This is a genomic window from Nocardia arizonensis (assembly GCF_001310275.1).
Taxonomy (GTDB): Bacteria; Actinomycetota; Actinomycetes; order Mycobacteriales; family Mycobacteriaceae; genus Nocardia; species Nocardia arizonensis.
In genome coordinates this window covers 156,066-171,343 of the sequence record NZ_LGYZ01000081.1, presented here as the reverse complement: position 1 = coordinate 171,343, position 15,278 = coordinate 156,066, and the positions used below count along the sequence as shown (strand labels likewise).

The 15,278-nt window shown below is 69.0% G+C and carries 11 protein-coding genes; 6 read left to right on the top strand and 5 right to left on the bottom strand.

All coding sequences use genetic code 11. The features are described 5' to 3' along the window. Positions 1–38: 38 nt before the first annotated feature. Positions 39–1,376, top strand: a complete 1,338-nt coding sequence (locus APZ21_RS16335; protein ID WP_054814154.1) for a DUF4192 domain-containing protein — start codon at positions 39–41, stop codon at positions 1,374–1,376. A gap of 26 nt (positions 1,377–1,402) precedes the next feature. Here the strand turns inward: APZ21_RS16335 and APZ21_RS33040 are convergent, their stop codons facing one another. Beyond that, on the bottom strand, positions 1,403–3,967 hold the full coding sequence (locus APZ21_RS33040) for a cytochrome P450 (protein ID WP_082393162.1): 2,565 nt from the start codon (positions 3,965–3,967) through the stop codon (positions 1,403–1,405). A 3-nt stretch (positions 3,968–3,970) separates the two neighbouring features. Between APZ21_RS33040 and APZ21_RS16325 the strand changes: the two genes are divergently transcribed. Next, entirely contained in the window at positions 3,971–5,362 is a 1,392-nt protein-coding gene (locus APZ21_RS16325) for a glycosyltransferase (RefSeq protein ID WP_239476684.1), read from the top strand. After that, entirely contained in the window at positions 5,359–6,120 is a 762-nt protein-coding gene (locus tag APZ21_RS16320; RefSeq protein ID WP_054814153.1) for an ABC transporter permease, read from the top strand. Before APZ21_RS16325 ends, APZ21_RS16320 begins: the two co-directional genes overlap by 4 nt. 9 nt (positions 6,121–6,129) lie before the next feature. On the opposite strand, the gene galE is transcribed toward APZ21_RS16320, so the two are convergent. Both galE and APZ21_RS16310 read right to left on the bottom strand, forming a co-directional pair. Next, positions 6,130–7,110 carry a UDP-glucose 4-epimerase GalE gene (gene galE, locus APZ21_RS16315; RefSeq protein WP_054814152.1) on the bottom strand — a complete coding sequence of 327 codons (981 nt, stop codon included), beginning with the start codon at positions 7,108–7,110 and terminating at the stop codon, positions 6,130–6,132. Next, complete coding sequence (locus APZ21_RS16310) at positions 7,107–7,799, bottom strand: iron-dependent transcriptional repressor DtxR (RefSeq protein WP_054814151.1); 693 nt, start codon at positions 7,797–7,799, stop codon at positions 7,107–7,109. Before APZ21_RS16310 ends, galE begins: the two co-directional genes overlap by 4 nt. Before the next feature lie 354 nt (positions 7,800–8,153). On the opposite strand from APZ21_RS16310, the gene APZ21_RS16305 reads away from it, so the two are divergent. The 3 genes from APZ21_RS16305 (at position 8,154) to APZ21_RS16295 (ending at position 12,411) form a co-directional block, all read left to right on the top strand. Then, positions 8,154–9,308: an acetoin utilization protein AcuC gene (locus tag APZ21_RS16305; protein ID WP_239476683.1), complete on the top strand. Its 1,155-nt coding sequence runs from the start codon at positions 8,154–8,156 to the stop codon at positions 9,306–9,308. Continuing rightward, positions 9,301–11,991: a bifunctional acetate--CoA ligase family protein/GNAT family N-acetyltransferase gene (locus APZ21_RS16300; RefSeq protein ID WP_054814150.1), complete on the top strand. Its 2,691-nt coding sequence runs from the start codon at positions 9,301–9,303 to the stop codon at positions 11,989–11,991. Before APZ21_RS16305 ends, APZ21_RS16300 begins: the two co-directional genes overlap by 8 nt. A 114-nt stretch (positions 11,992–12,105) precedes the next feature. Next, complete coding sequence (locus tag APZ21_RS16295; RefSeq protein WP_054814149.1) at positions 12,106–12,411, top strand: DUF4333 domain-containing protein; 306 nt, start codon at positions 12,106–12,108, stop codon at positions 12,409–12,411. Between the two features lie 162 nt (positions 12,412–12,573). On the opposite strand, the gene APZ21_RS16290 is transcribed toward APZ21_RS16295, so the two are convergent. Next, a complete protein-coding gene (locus tag APZ21_RS16290; protein ID WP_054814148.1) occupies positions 12,574–13,542 on the bottom strand; it encodes a sigma-70 family RNA polymerase sigma factor in 969 nt (322 codons plus the stop codon). A gap of 189 nt (positions 13,543–13,731) precedes the next feature. Continuing rightward, complete coding sequence (locus APZ21_RS16285; protein WP_054814147.1) at positions 13,732–15,249, bottom strand: DUF7782 domain-containing protein; 1,518 nt, start codon at positions 15,247–15,249, stop codon at positions 13,732–13,734. Between the last annotated feature and the right edge of the window lie 29 nt (positions 15,250–15,278).

Sequence of the window (15,278 nt, the reverse complement as noted above, 5' to 3'; positions counted from 1 at the left end):
CGCAATGCCACCGATGACGCGGGATGCAGTCTCGACGCATGAGCACATCGACCGAACCGCACGATCGCGGCGCCGATCCCGCCGCCACCGCCGATCCCGCCGTCGCGGTATCGCCCCGGATCTGTCGCGGCACGCCCGGGCGGGCCGGTGGCGCGCACCGAGGCGCGCGGGCACGCGACGATGGGTACTCGGATCGCCGGACATCCGAGGTCCCCGACGATTTCGGCGAGTTCGCCCTCACCGTGGCGCCGGAGGTGAACTGCGGGGAGTCCGTGCCGCCGTACGGAGCGCTGCGTGTCGACGATCCGGGCGAGTTGATCGCGGCGCTCCCGGCGATGCTGGGCTTCGTTCCCGAACGCTCACTGGTCGTCGCGGTGCTTCGGCCCGCGGCGGCGAGTCCGCTGATCGAGGCGGTGGTGCGCCTCGACCTCGGCGCGCGCGAGGGCCGCCGTGCCCGCGCGAAGACGTTCGGGGCCTGCATCGCGCAGATATGCGCGGTCGAGGACGCATGCCAGGTACTGGCTGTCGTCGTCGACGATCGCCTCCGGGAGCCTGCGCGCCACCGCGGCTCGGTTCCGGGCGGCGCCGCCGCGACGCATGCCGCCGTCATCCCCGGACTCGATGAACGCCTGCGGCGCCGGGGTATCGACCTGGCCGGGGCCTGGGCGGTCCGCGATATCGCGGCCGGGCGGCGCTGGTGGAATCTGTTCGAACCCGAGCAACACGGAACGGTCGAGGATCCGACGGCATCACCGGTCGCGATGGCCCAGGTACTCGACGGGCGGGCAATTCGCGGGTCCCGCGCCGAACTCACCGCCCTGGTGGCCGCCGAACCCGAGCTCGTCGCGGGCGTCGCCGAACTACTCGACGCGGCCGGAGAGCGCGCGCACGAACGATTCGCGCGGGCCGTGTGCCGTGGCACGCCCGACGACTACCGTCGCTCGGCGGCGGAATTCGTGCTCTGGCAGATCGCGAACACCGAATCCGGTATCGACCTCACCGCCGACGAGATCGCCGGAGCCGTGGTAGCACTGCGTGATGTCATGGTGCGCGACAGCATGTTCGCCCTCGCCGTGGGCGAACACGCGGCGGCCGCCGAAAGGTTGTGGCTCACCTTGGTCAGGGCGACATCGGGGCCCGACCGCGCCGATGCCGCCGTCCTGCTCGGCTACAGTGCCTACATTCGCGGCGACGGTCCCTTCGCGGGTATCGCTCTCGACGCCGCCTCGGACGCCGACCCCGACCATCCCCTGGCGCGGCTGCTAGAGACCTCGCTGCGCACGGGTATGCGGCCCGAGTCGCTGCGCAGGCTGGCACGCAGCGGTTACGCCGTCGCCTCTCGTTTCGGCATCGACCTCGGGACAGGGCTCACATGATGACGGCGGCACGGCCGGGACCATCGCTAACGCGAGTGCAGGGTGACCGGCAGGGCCGAGGGCGAGAGCACGAAATCCCGGTTGGAGGCGCGCACCGTGTACGACGGATCGGGTACCGGTCGCCAGCGGGCGAGCAGGGCCGCCGAGGCGATGGCTATCTCGAGGGTCGCGAAATGGTCCCCGAGGCACCGCCTGCGGCCGACCCCGAAGGACAGATTGGCCTTCTTGTCGATGGTCTCGACCCGATCCGGCGCCCAGCGATCCGGGTCGAAGGCGTCCGGATCCGGGAAATAGCGCGGATCGTGCTGAATCATATAGGGGCTGAACATGATCGCAGTACCGTCGGGAATGGTGAGTCCGCCGATCGTCACATCGCCGTCGGCATTGCCCGCACTGATCCACGGGCCCCACACCCGCAGTGTCTCGGCCACCACCTGTTTCAGATAAGGCAGCGCGGGAAGATGTTCGGGGCCCACCCGATCGGAGCCGACCACGGCGTCGAGTTCGGCGCACAGACGTTCGGCTATCGGGGGGCGCAGCATCACCTCGTGCCAGAGCCAGCCCGCCAGCGAGGCCATCGATCCCACACCGCCCGCCAGCATGAGGATCGCCTCGTCGATGATGTGTTCGTCGGACAGCCGCGCGCCGGTCTCCGGGTCCGTGTGCCGGATGAGAGCCGAGACGACATCGTTGAAATCCTCGTCGCGGCGACGGTATTCGCCGATGGCCGCGCCGATCACTCCGCGCAGGTGCCGTGCCTTGGTGCGCCAGCGGTAGTTGGCGATCAGCCGCATCCTGCGCACCTGTGGCGGCATCGCCGTCCGCACGATCACCTGGCTGAGCAGCCACGGAATATTGTCGCGAATGGTACGCCGGGCCTCGTCGCTGAACTCCGCGGTGAACAGGGTCGCCGAGACCGTATCGAGGATCAGGCCGTGTGCCTCGTCCATGAGGTCGACGCGGCGGCCCGCGGGCAGTCCCTCGGCCCAGCGGTGGGCGATATCGGCGGCGGCCGCGGTGTATTCGGCCAGGCGGCTCTGGCGCAGCGCGGGCGCGATCATTCGGCGGCGCAGCTTGTGCTCGGGGCCGCGCAGCACGTTCACCGAGCCGCCCGCGACATCCTTGATCGCTTCGCGCAGATCGTCGCGGTTGAATTCTGCCTCGCCCAGACCCACCTCGCGCACCAGATCCGGTGTGGTGAGCAGATATCCGGTCTTCTGTCCGAAGTGGATGCGCACGATCGGACCGAGATCCGACAGCGAGGTGACGAAGCCGGGCGCATCGCGCAGGGCGCGCAGACTGTGCCCGACCAGCGGCAGCGAACCGGGGGCGGTGGGCACCTCCGCGAGGGTGCGCGGCAGCGGCGGTGGCGTGCTGCGCCGAAGCCGTGCCGCGCGATAGGCGTCGAGCACGCCCTCGACATGCCGCGACCGCCGGACCGTATCCGACTGTTCGGCCACGGCTTTGCGCATGGTCGCCAGGCTTGCCCGGTCCTCGGCGAGTTCGGTGAGCGTGCGCGCGATGGCCGCGGGCGAGGGATCGGTGCTGCGCTTGCCGCCCCCGACGGGGACCGACTCGTCGAGGGCGGCATCGCAGTAGACGATCGGCACGCCGGCAGCCACCGCCTCGAGCAGCACCATGCCCTGGGTGTCGAAGCCGTGGGAGGTGAACAGCACCGCGTCGGCACGCGCGGCCGCGGTGAGCCACCGTTCCCGGGTCGCCCTGCCGTGCAGGCGGATCCGCTCGCCGAGACCGCCGTCGGTCACCGCCGCCCGCGCCCGGTCGAGCAGGTCGCCCTCGCCGAAGACGTCGAGTTCGCATCCCGGTGCGCCCGCGACCGCGGCTATCGCCTCGAGCGGCCGCTTCTCCGCCGAGAGCCGGCCGCTCCACACCAGACGCAGTGGTGCGCCCGGTGGCCGGTCCTCGGCGCGCACATCGCGCAGGGCGTCCACGAGTTCGTCGTCCACGCCGTTGGATACCACGCGCAGCGGGGCGGTCAGTCCGTGCGCGAGCAGCGCTTGGGCGAAATGCCGTGTCGGCGCGATCACTTGATCGGCCGCGCGGGCCTGGCCGACCACCGTGTGCCAGGCGTGTCGCGCGGCCCGGCTCTCCGCGCGGCGCGGCATGGGGAAACCGTGCGGCACGAAGCGGCCGTGCAGGGTTCGCAGCACCAGTGCGGCGGCGTAAGGGGCGGGCGAGGTGTGTTCGAGGAAGGCGTCATCGCGGCTCTGCGCGGTGTGCACGAGGGGAATGCGGTGGCGCCGTGCGGCTTTCAAACCGCAGATGGCCGCACCGTAGGTGGTGTGGGTGTGCACGATATCGATCGGGCCACGCGCGGCGAACACCGCGTCGATCAACTGGTGGTTGCGCGCGGTGGGCAGCACCACGGGAAAGTCGTTGACGTGCGGGCCGGAAGCGCGCAACTCGACGACATCGGCGGTGGCGGCCGCGGCCCGCGCATCCGAGCGCGGTGCGACGAACAGGGTCACCCGGTGGCCCGCACGTTCGAGTCCGCGGCACAGCGAGGCGACAGCGGTCTGAACACCGCCGAGCGTGTCCGGGTGGTAGTCCATGAACATCGCTACGTGCACACTATGGCACTGTACTTCGCCACCCGCCGTGCCGAGAGCCCTCGATTCCAGGAATATCTCGCGATGGCGCCCGCGGAGTACGGTTCGGTCGGGAACTATCCGATCGAAAGGGATGCCGTGAGGATCGCGATTCCGCTCACCGGAACCCGCGGGGACGTGCAGCCTGTCGTCGCGCTGGGGCTGGAACTGCGGCGGCGAGGGCACGATGTCGTGCTCGGCGCGCCACCCAACCTGGTCGATTTCGCCACCGCGACCGGTTTGCCCGCGGTGGCCTGCGGTCCCGACGTGCAGCAGCTGTACAGCTCCGAGGACGGGCAACGGGCCTTGGCGGCGGGCAACACCCTGCGGCTCATGCAATTGGTCGCGCGCCAGATGGCCGGGTACGCCGAACAGATGAACCGCGAGGTCATCGATGTGTGCGCGGGAGCCGATCTCATCGTCGCCAGCACCGTGACCGAGGACAGGGCGAGTTCGGTGGCCGAGGCGATGGGGGTGCCGTTGGTCAGCCTGCACTACTTCCCCTGTCGCTCGAACAGCGCCTATCCTTTCCCGGGATCGATTCCGCCGCAGTGGAATCCGCCCGCCGTGGTGAATCGCGCCACTTGGGCGCTGGCCGAGAACCTGCGCCGGGTGGTGTTCATGCGCTACCTCGCCGCACTGCGCGCGACACTCGGCTTGCCCCGCTCGTGGGCGGGCACCGCGGCCACACTGGCCCGTGCCCGGGTCCCCGAGATCCAGATATACGATCCGGCCCTGGTCCCCGGGCTGCCCGAGCAGTGGGACGAGCGCAGGCCCTTCACCGGATTCCTCACCCTCGACCGGCGGGCCCGCGCGGCCGTCGGCGAATCGGCGGGCGATCACGGCGAGATCCTTTCGTGGATCGAGGAGGGCCCTCCTCCGGTGTTCTTCGGATTCGGCAGTATGCCGATCCGCGACACCGCAGTCGTACTCGCGATGGTGGACACGGTCGCGGCGCGACTGGGGGTGCGCGCCCTGGTGAGCGCCGGCTGGAGCGACCTCGATGTCGCCGCCGCACGCGGCGGACCGCACCTGAAGGCGGTCGGTCCCTTCGCGCATGATCTGGTTTTCCCGCTCTGTGCCGCCGCGGTGCACCACGGCGGTATCGGGACACTGTTCGAAAGTCTGCGTGCCGGACTGCCGACCCTGGTGTGCTCGGTGTCGTTCGAACAGCCCATGTGGGGCGGTCAGGTTCAGCGGCTCGGGGTGGGGGCGCACCTGCCGTTCACCCGACTCACCGCGCAGCGCCTCGAACAGGCGCTCGCGCCGCTGCTGACCTCCGAACGTCGGACGGCGGCCGCGCGATTCGCGAGGACCCTGCGGACCGAGGGTGTCGAGGTGCACACCGCCGATATCATCGAGGCGAGCGCTCGATGATGGCGGCCGTCCTCGGCGATTCGGTGGTGATGCTGCGCCGCTGCGCGCGCCATACATTGCGCAGCCGCGACACATTGATCATCTCGTTGCTGATGCCGATCCTGGTGATGCTGCTGTTCACCTACGTCTTCGGCGGGGCCATCGACGTCGGCGGATCGTATCTGGACTACGTCGTGCCGGGAATCATGATGCTGTGCACCGGATTCGGTTCGTCGATCACGGCCACCGCCGTGTCGACCGATATGACCAGGGGCAGTCTCGATCGCTTTCGTACCTTACCGATGTTTCGGCAGGCGGTGCTGGTCGGCCATGCGGCCGAAGGCGTATTGCGCAATATGGCGGCCATCGTGATCGCGGTGCTGGTGGCGCTCGCGCTCGGATACCGGCCGCACACCGGGATCTGGCAGTTGCTCGGCGCGGCGGCGGTGATCACGCTGTTCGTCGCGGCGATCTGTTGGATCGCGGTCGCTCTCGGACTGGTGGCCAAGAATCCCGAGGCGGCGGGCGGATTGACCTACGCGATCATGTTCGTGCTGTACATCAGCAGCGCGTTCGTGCAGACCTCCACCATGCCGGGCTGGTTACGAGGTTTCGCCGACCACCAACCCGCCACACCGGTCATCGACACTGTGCGCGGACTGCTCGCGGGCCAGGCATCGGCGGGCACCGCCGTCTCGGCGCTGATCTGGTGCGCCGTCCTCGGGCTCGCCGGATCGACGGGTGCGGCCTTCGTCTTCGGGCGTTTGTCGCACCGCTGAGCGGCGGCGCTATCGGGCACTGTGCGCGCGGTCGCCCAGCGCGCGTAGGTAAGACCAGGCGTCGGAGACGATCTCGTCGAGATCGTTGTGTTCGGGTCGCCAGCCGAGTTCGGCGACGGCGCGGTCGCTCGAGGCGATGAGGACCGCCGGATCGCCGGGGCGCCGGGGCGCGTCTTGGGCGACGATCGGCAGGCCGGTGACCCGCTCGCAGGCCGTGATCACCTCGCGGACCGAGAAACCGGTGCCGCTGCCGAGGTTGCAGACGCGGTGCACACCCGCCTCGGCGGTGTCCAGAGCCAGCAGGTGGGCCTGGGCCAGATCGCGAATGTGGATGTAATCGCGGATCGCGGTGCCGTCGGGTGTCGGCCAATCGGTGCCGAAGACGGAGATGGCCTTGCGGTGGCCCAACGCCACTTGGAGCACCAGGGGGATGAGATGGGTTTCCACGACGCGGTTCTCACCGAGACCGCCGTAGGCGCCGGCGACATTGAAATAGCGCAGGCTGGTCGCGGCCAGGCCGTGCGCGATCGCGTAGGAGGTGATGGCGTGGTCGACGGCGAGTTTGGAGGCGCCGTACGGGTTGGTGGGGCGCGTGGGCGCGTCCTCGGTGATGGGAACCTGTTCCGGTTCGCCGTAGACGGCGGCGGTGGAGGAGAACACGAGCCGGGCGGTACCGGTGTGGCGCATCGCCTCGAGCAACCGCAATGTCTTCACGACATTGCCGTGCCAGTATTTCTCCGGCTGCTGCACCGATTCGCCGACCAGCGACTGCGCGGCGAAATGCAGGACGCCGTCGAAGGTTTCGGCGCGCAGCAATTCGGGAGCCGCCTCGGCGACATCGCCCTCGACGAAGCGCGCATCGGCGGGGACGCCATCGGCATTGCCGGTGCTCAGATCGTCGACGACGACGACCTCGTGTCCCTGTTCCAGCAGTACCTGTGCGCAGACGCCGCCGACATATCCCGCACCACCGGTCACCAGAAGTTTCACGCGGCCACCAATTTCACTTGTACGGCATGGGCCATTTCATCGGGAAGTTCGAATCCGTGATGGCCGGGCACGGTGATGACCACCGAACCCGGTTTCGTCTCGACGGTGACGCGGGCGTCGGGCACCACACCCGCCTCGCGCAGCCGGCCGATGACCTCGGGATCGGTCTGGATGTGCTCGGCCAGCCTGCGCACCACCACCGCGTGCACATGTCCGTGCGGCAGATCGGAGAGCCGGATCAAGCCCTCGTCGGAGTTGGAGGAGGTGGCGATGCCGAGTTCGTCGAGGCCGGGGATCGGGTTGCCGTAGGGCGAGGTGGTGGGGTGGTTGAGCACCTCGACGAGGCGGCGTTCGACATCCTCGCTCATGACGTGTTCCCAACGACACGCCTCGGCGTGCACGTTCTGCCAGTCCAGTCCGATGATGTCGACCAGCAGACGCTCGGCGAGGCGATGCTTGCGCATCACCGCGACGGCCATGCTGCGGCCCTTCTCGGTCAATTCCAGGTGGCGGTCACCCGCGACCAGCAGCAGACCGTCGCGCTCCATCCGCGCGACGGTCTGGCTCACCGTGGGTCCACTCTGTTCCAGGCGCTCCGCGATCCGGGCGCGCAGGGGCACCACGCCCTCTTCCTCGAGGTCGTAAATGGTACGGAGGTACATCTCCGTCGTATCGACCAGATCCTTCACCTGTTACCCCTTCGTCGGCCCGAATACTACCCACGCACACGACCGCTCATCCGCGTGGAGGATCCACTCTCGTCGCGTGGTCGCCGGGCGTTGCCGTCGTCGCCCGCGATGACGTCCGCGTCGCCGGGATTCCGCGCCGGATCCGGCAGGCCACCGCGCCGGCACATGCTCTATTTCTACTGCATGTCAACCGGGAACGGGGCTGGCTGCTTCCCGCGTACCGTTGCGATCATGGACACTGCCCCGCGTGACGAACACCATCCGCCGCCCGAATCGCCTCCGCGCGCCACGGAAGGGGCATCGGTGGTGTGGACCGACCGCTTTCTCGACTACGCGTGGACGCCCCAGCACCCCATGAAACCGGTGCGGTTGCGCAACACCATGGCGCTGGCCGAATCCCTGGGCCTGCTCGACGGAGTCGAACGGCTCACCCCCGAGGCGGCCGGGCCGCGGGAGTTGTTGCGCGTCCACACCGCCGCCTATATCGACGCCGTGGAACACGCGGTGGCGCCGACCGTGGAATCGGTCGCGCCGCCGTTCGGACTCGGATCCGCCGACAATCCCGTTTTCCCGGGTATGCACGCCGCGGCCTCGGTCATCGTCGGTGGCACCCTGGCCGCCGCCAGAGAGATCGCCGAGGGCCGCACCCGGCGTGCGGTGAGCATCGGCGGCGGTATGCATCACGCCATGCCGGATTCGGCCGCGGGATTCTGCGTCTACAACGATGTCGCGATCGCGATCTCCTGGCTGCTCGACCACGGTTTCGACCGGATCGCCTACCTGGATGTGGATGTACACCACGGTGACGGGGTGCAGCGCGTCTTCTACGACGACCCGCGCGTGCTGACCTTCTCGATCCACCAGCATCCGGCGACCCTGTGGCCCAATACGGGATGGCCCGAGGAGACGGGGGTGGGCGCGGCCGAGGGGACCGCCATCAATCTGGCCGTCATGCCCGGCACCGCCGACGCGCAGTGGCTGCGTGGGTTCCACGCCGTCGTGCCGGGTGCGCTGGAGGCGTTCCGGCCGCAGATCGTGGTGAGTCAGTGCGGTGTCGACACCCACCGCGAGGATCCCCTCGCCGACCTGGAGTTGACCGTGGACGGCCAGCGCGCCGCATTCCGCGCCATGCGCGAGCTGGCCGACCGCTGTGCGGAAGGTCGCTGGCTGGCCGTCGGCGGTGGCGGATACAGCCCGATTCGGGTGGTGCCGCGGGCTTGGACCCATCTACTGGCAACGGCACTCGACCGGGATATCCACCCGCAGACGCCCGTACCGCGGGATTGGCTCGATCTCATGGCCGCCGAAGCGCCAACCGTGGATCTGCCGTGCCGCATGGGCGACGGCGTGGAGATCGGTTACCGCCCCTGGGACGGTCCCGGCGGGACCGGCGAGACCGGTGACGCCCGTTTCGACCGCGCGCAACGCGCCCTGGACGTCGCCGTACTCGCCACTCGCCGAGCCTGCTTCGGACTACTCGGTCTGGATCCGGAGGACCCTCGTGACTGAATCCCTTCCCGTCCCGGATTCGCCAAGCACCCCCGCGGAACCACCCCCGCCGCCACAGCACTGGTTCGCCGACGTACTCGCCGCCGATGGCCGTGTGGTGCGGTTGCGTCCCATCACGCCCGAAGATGCCGAACCCCTCCAGCAGTTCCACACGGAGCTGTCCGACCGCACGCGTTATCTGCGCTATTTCGGGCCCTATCCGCGGATCTCACCCAAGGACCTGTACCGGACCACGCACGTCGACTATCACGATCGGGTCGGTCTCGTGCTGGAACTCGGCGAGCAGATCATCGCCGTCGGCCGCTACGAACTGCTCGACCGCCCCGGGCCGCGGGCGGCGGAGGTCGCTTTCGTGGTCGCCGACGGACATCAGGGCCGCGGACTCGGGTCGATCCTGCTCGAACATCTGGCGGGTTCGGCCGCGGAGAACAAGATCGACACATTCGTGGCCGAGGTGCTCGCGGAGAACACCACGATGGTCACCGTCTTCCGCGAGGCGGGATATCAGGTCGAGCGCAGCCGGGACGGTTCGGTACTGCATCTGGAATTCGCCATCGACCCCACCGAGGCCCTGGTATCGGTGCGCGACGCACGCGAACGCGCCTCCGAGGCGCGCAGTGTCGGCAATCTGCTCGCGCCGCGCTCGATAGCCGTGATCGGCGCGACGCCCGCTCGGGGCCGGGTGGGCGGTGTGATGCTGGCGAATCTGCTGTCGGGGGTGTTCCAGGGGCCGGTGTATCCGGTGAATCCCAATCGCAGGTCGGTGCGCGGCGTCTTCGCCTATCCAACGGTGCGCGAAATCCCCGACGAGGTCGATCTCGCGGTGGTCGCCGTGCCCGCCTCGGCCATCGGATCGGTGCTCGACGACTGTATGGCCAAGGGCGTCAAGGGTTTGGTGGTCTTGACCGCGGGGTTCAGCGAGACCGGAGCCGACGGCGCCGCCGCCGAACGCGATCTGGTCGCGGCGGCGCGCGGACACGGTATGCGAGTAGTGGGCCCGAGCGCGCTCGGCATCGCCAACACCGATCCGGCGGTATCGCTCAACGCCACTCTGGCCTCGATCCTGCCCGCGCGCGGTCGCATCGGATTCTTCTGTCAGTCCGGTCCGTTGGGCGCGGCCATCCTCGGTGAGGCGGCGGCGCGCAATCTCGGCTTGTCGACCTTCGTCTCGGCGGGTAATCGCGCCGATGTCTCCGGTAACGACCTGCTCCAATACTGGGATACCGCGGCCGATACCGATGTGATCCTGCTCTATCTGGAGAGTTTCGGTAATCCGCGCAAGTTTTCGCGCATCGCCCGGCGGGTGGCGAGGACCAAACCGATCGTCGCGGTGAGCAGCGGCCGGCTCGCGGCGCGCACCCAGCCGACCGGCGATATGGATCGTTCCATCGTGCGGGATCTGTTCGCCCAGGCCGGCATCGTGCAGGTCGACTCGATCTCCGAACTGTTCGACTGCGCCGCACTGCTCGGCTATCAACCGCTGCCGGGCGGGTCGCGGCTGACGGTGATCAGCAACAGCACCGCGTTGAGCTGGCTGGCGATCGACGCGGCGCGCGGTGAGGGACTCGAGGTCGGCGAACCGGTGAATCTGGGACCGGAGGCCACCCCGGGTTCCTATCTCGACGCGGTGATCGCGGCGCTGCGCGAGGACGAGATCGATTCCGTCATCGTGGTTTACGCGCCGCCGGTGCCCAGGCCCATGGCGGGCTTTGCCGATGCGATCCGGTCCGCGGCGCTGGCGGTCCCGGAGGCGAGTAAGCCGATTCTCACGACTTTCATGGCCGAACAGGGGATTCCGAATCTACTGGCGGCGCGCGGACCGGGCGGTGTGGCGAGCCGCGGTTCCATACCGTCCTATCCCGATCCCGAACGGGCCGCGCGGGCACTGGCGCGGGTGCGTCGCTACGCCGAGTGGCGCACCAAACCGGTTTCGGCCGTGGTGCGGCCCGAAGGGATGGACACCGAGCGAGCCCGCCGGATGGTGGCGGAGTGGATGGCTGCCGAGGAGTCCGGGCGCTGGCTCACCGATCTGGAAGCCGCGGAACTGCTCGGCTGTTACGGCATTCACGTGGTGGAGTTCCATGAGGTGCGCGACGCGGAGGAGGCGATCGCGGCGGCCGAGGAACTCGGCTATCCGGTGGCGGCAAAGGCCACCGGCGAGGTGTGGCGGCGTAGGCCCGATCTCAGCGGTGTGCGGCTGGATCTGTGGCGTCCCGAGGCAGTGCGCCAGGCATATCGCGATCTGGTGGAGATCTGCGGCGATCCGGTGCTGCATATCCAGCGTATGGCGCCAACGGGGGTGGGCTGCATTCTGCGGGTGCAGGACGATCCGTCCTTCGGATCGGTGATCGAATTCGGTCTGTCGGGCCTGATCATCGAACTGCTCGGGGACCGCGCCTACCGCGCCCTGCCGCTGACCGAGGACGAGTCGGTCGCCCTCATCGACGCACCACGAGCCGCCGCGTTGCTGAACGGCACCCCCGCCAGTCCACGCGTGGACAAGGCGGCCCTGGTCGAATTGGCCCGGCGGATCTCGGCGTTCTTCGATGATCTACCCGCATTGCGTGAGCTGTCCTGCGAACCGGTGCTCGCCTCGCCCACCTCCGCGGCGATCCTCTACGTCCGGGTGCGAATCGGGCCGCAGCCCAGTCGATTCGACAGTGGCCCCCGCCGACTCGGATGAACACGCTGGAGACACACCGAACGAACACGCCGCGGAGGGCGCGGCGTTGTCAATGGCCCTATGCGGTGGAGGTATCTCGAGGCACCATTTAGATCCCCTACGAGAGGCATCACCATGAAGAAGCTCGCCGCGACGGCCGTGCCGCTACTGGCCTGTGCGTTGACCGCGTGTTCGTTCTCCATCGGCACCGATCCGAAGATCAAGGAGGTCGACCTGGAGAAGTCGGTCAAACAGACCCTCACCGAGAAGGTGGGGCAGGAGCCGGATTCGATCGACTGCCCGGGCGATCTCACCGGCAAGGTCGGCACCACCATGCGGTGCACGCTCAGCGCCGGCGGCGACCAACTGGGACTCACCGTCACCGTCACCAGCGTCCAGGACGACACGGTGAACTACGACGTGGAGGTCGACCAGAACTGAGCTGCGGAGAACCCGGTAGCGGGAACGGGTTCGCCGACCGGTTCGCGCGGACCCGGAGGGGACGGGACGCGCGGACACCGGTCGACGCTTCGGCGATGATCGTGTCGGCGATCACCGAGTGCGCGGACGAACGGCGGCTGGGTTGCCGTTCGTCGGAGGCGATCAGCTGGCGTAGGCGCGCAAGCGGTCGGCCCGCTCGCCCTTGCGCAGCTTGGCCATGACCTCGCGCTCGATCTGGCGAACCCGCTCGCGCGAGAGGCCGAACAGCTTGCCGATCTGGTCCAGGGTGCGCGGCTGGCCGTCATCGAGGCCGAAGCGCAGCCGGATGACCTGCTGTTCGCGTTCATCGAGGGTGGCCAGCACACTGCGCACATCGTGGTGCAGCAGTCCGGCGATCACCGCGGATTCGGCGGAAGTGGCCTCGGAATCCTCGATGAAATCGCCGAGCGGGGCCTCTTCGTCGTTGCCGACCGGCATGTCCAGGCTCACCGGGTCACGGCTGTGGTCGAGCAGATCGGAGATCTTGTCGACCGGGATGCCCGACTCGTTGGCCAGTTCCTCGTCGGTGGCCTCACGGCCGAGCTGCTGATGCAGTTCACGCTTGATTCTGGCGAGTTTGTTGACCTGTTCCACGAGGTGGACGGGCAGCCGGATGGTGCGGCTCTGATCGGCCATACCGCGGGTGATGGCCTGGCGGATCCACCAGGTGGCATAGGTGGAGAACTTGAAGCCCTTGGCGTAGTCGAACTTCTCCATCGCGCGGATCAGCCCGAGATTGCCTTCCTGAATGAGGTCGAGCAGGGGCATACCGCGACCGGTGTAGCGCTTGGCCAGTGAGACCACGAGCCGGAGGTTGGCTTCGAGTAGGTGCGAGCGGGCTGCCTGACCTTCGCGGACGACGATCGCCAGATCGCGCTTGCGGGTGGCCGACAGTCGTTTGCCGGTCTCGAGCAGATGCTGCGCGTAGAGGCCCGCCTCGATGCGCTTGGCCAACTCGACCTCGTCGGCGGCCGTGAGCAGCGCGGTGCGACCGATACCATTGAGGTACACGCGTACCAGATCGGCGGCGGGGCTCTGGGCGTCGAGGTCCGAATCGCTGATGCGCACGCGAGTGGTGGCGGGGCTTGTCATGACTTGCCTCCTGTCGGTGGTGTCTCATTCCGAACAACGGACCCGACCTATGGAAAGTTCCCGCTCGCGGTAGTGATAAACCGCTCTGAGCTGCGAGTTTCCGTCTCCGGTTCTGAGAAGTTCCTGAGAACCACCCTCCGTCGGAACGCCGGTCCGCCCGACCCGCGCGCGCACCGCCCGAGGTGACGGCTAGGCGGGTCCGATCAGACCGTGTCGGACCAGTCCCGTGACCACCGCCAGTGCATCGGCGGCGAACTCCGGTTCCGTCTCATCGAATCCGTGTGCGAGGGCGAGTAGTTCGACCAGTTCGTGCAACGGCAGACCGTCGCGTCGCATTCCCGCCAGCAGTGAGATCGTGGACTCATCCACTTCGTGCTGCCAGCGCGGTCCGTCGCCGCGGTGCAGCCGCGCCACCCGCTGGTCCCACCCCTCGGGGCCGAGTAGCGAGACCTGCTCCAGCGCGGTGGCTGGATCGACGGCGAAACGGGCGGACCAGGCCAGGTCGGGATCGGCCGCGACGGCGCGCAACCAGGCCGAGCGCTCGAAATAGGCCGGCGCCTCCGCGCCGAGCGGATCGTCGAATCCGTGGGTGAGATCCTCGGCGAGCAGTTCGGTCGGCGCGTCGACCGCGCGCAGATAGACGAAGCCGAAGCCGATGCCCTCGACTCCGGCGGCGTCGAAGGCGTCGAGCCACCGATCGGCGCGTGCCTGGGACTGCGGATCGCGCGGGTCCAGACCCGCGTCGCGCAGCCAAGTGCCGACGTAGAGGGCGGGATCGGCGATGTCGCGCTGCACCACCCATGCGTCGATTCCGTATGCGGGCAGCCACGAGGAGACCCGCTGCCGCCAGTCCTCGCCCTCAACGTGGACCCAGGCGGCGAGCATGGCCGCGGTGCCACCGGGCGCGAGCAGTGCGGGCGCGCGGGAGACGACCAGTTCGCTCGCGCCGTCGAGCGCGAGGCCGGAATCGCGATAGGTGTGCTCGATGCGGGCGGGCCCCACCACGAACGGCGGATTCGCCACGATCTGGTCGAAGTGGCGATCGGCCACCGGATCGAACCACGATCCCTGGACGAAGTCGATATCCAGGTCGTTGAGGGCCGCGGTCGCCTCGGCCAGCCACAGCGCCCGCGGGTTCACGTCGGTGGCGGTGACCGAGTTCGCGTAGGACGCGGCGTGTACCGCCTGCACGCCGCAACCGGTGCCCAGATCCAGCACCGTGCCGACCGGCCGGGTGGGCGTGGCGCGCAGCAGCGACAGCGACGCGTGCCCGACCCCGAGGACGTGATCCTCGGTCAGCGTGCGCCTGCGCATCGAGTCGTCGAGATCCGACAGGATCCAGCGGTTGCCCGCGCCCGCGTCGAGCGGGCGCAGATCCAGGGCCGCGCGCACCAGGTCGCCATCGCGTTCGAGCAGACCGGCGGCCACCGCTCGGTCGACGCCGACCGGGGCGAGTGCGGCCGCCGCCTCCCGCTCGGTGACGGCATCGCCCAGCAGCAGCAACCGGATCAGCACACCGAGTTCCCCGGCCGTGCGCGCGGCGCGGCGCACCGGGACCGGCTCCTGGCGCCCGAGCGCGGCGTGCGCGCCGTGGCCCAGCGCCGCGAGCAGGGTTTCGGCGTCGTAGCCGACCCTGGCCAGCGCGACGCGCAGGTCCGGGCAGAGGGCGGTGAGCAGGGATCCGGTGGTCGTACGGTCGGTAGGCACATCGGTACTCTGCCACCGCGGGCCGCCCG

Excerpts from the sequence above, each read along its gene's own strand:
- APZ21_RS16325 (WP_239476684.1), top strand. The coding sequence starts at position 3,971 with ATGGCACTGTACTTCGCCACCCGCCGTGCCGAGAGCCCTCGATTCCAG.
- APZ21_RS16305 (WP_239476683.1), top strand. The coding sequence starts at position 8,154 with ATGAAACCGGTGCGGTTGCGCAACACCATGGCGCTGGCCGAATCCCTG.
- APZ21_RS16335 (WP_054814154.1), top strand. The coding sequence starts at position 39 with ATGAGCACATCGACCGAACCGCACGATCGCGGCGCCGATCCCGCCGCC.
- APZ21_RS16290 (WP_054814148.1), bottom strand. The coding sequence starts at position 13,542 with ATGACAAGCCCCGCCACCACTCGCGTGCGCATCAGCGATTCGGACCTC.
- APZ21_RS16295 (WP_054814149.1), top strand. The coding sequence starts at position 12,106 with ATGAAGAAGCTCGCCGCGACGGCCGTGCCGCTACTGGCCTGTGCGTTG.
- APZ21_RS16320 (WP_054814153.1), top strand. The coding sequence starts at position 5,359 with ATGATGGCGGCCGTCCTCGGCGATTCGGTGGTGATGCTGCGCCGCTGC.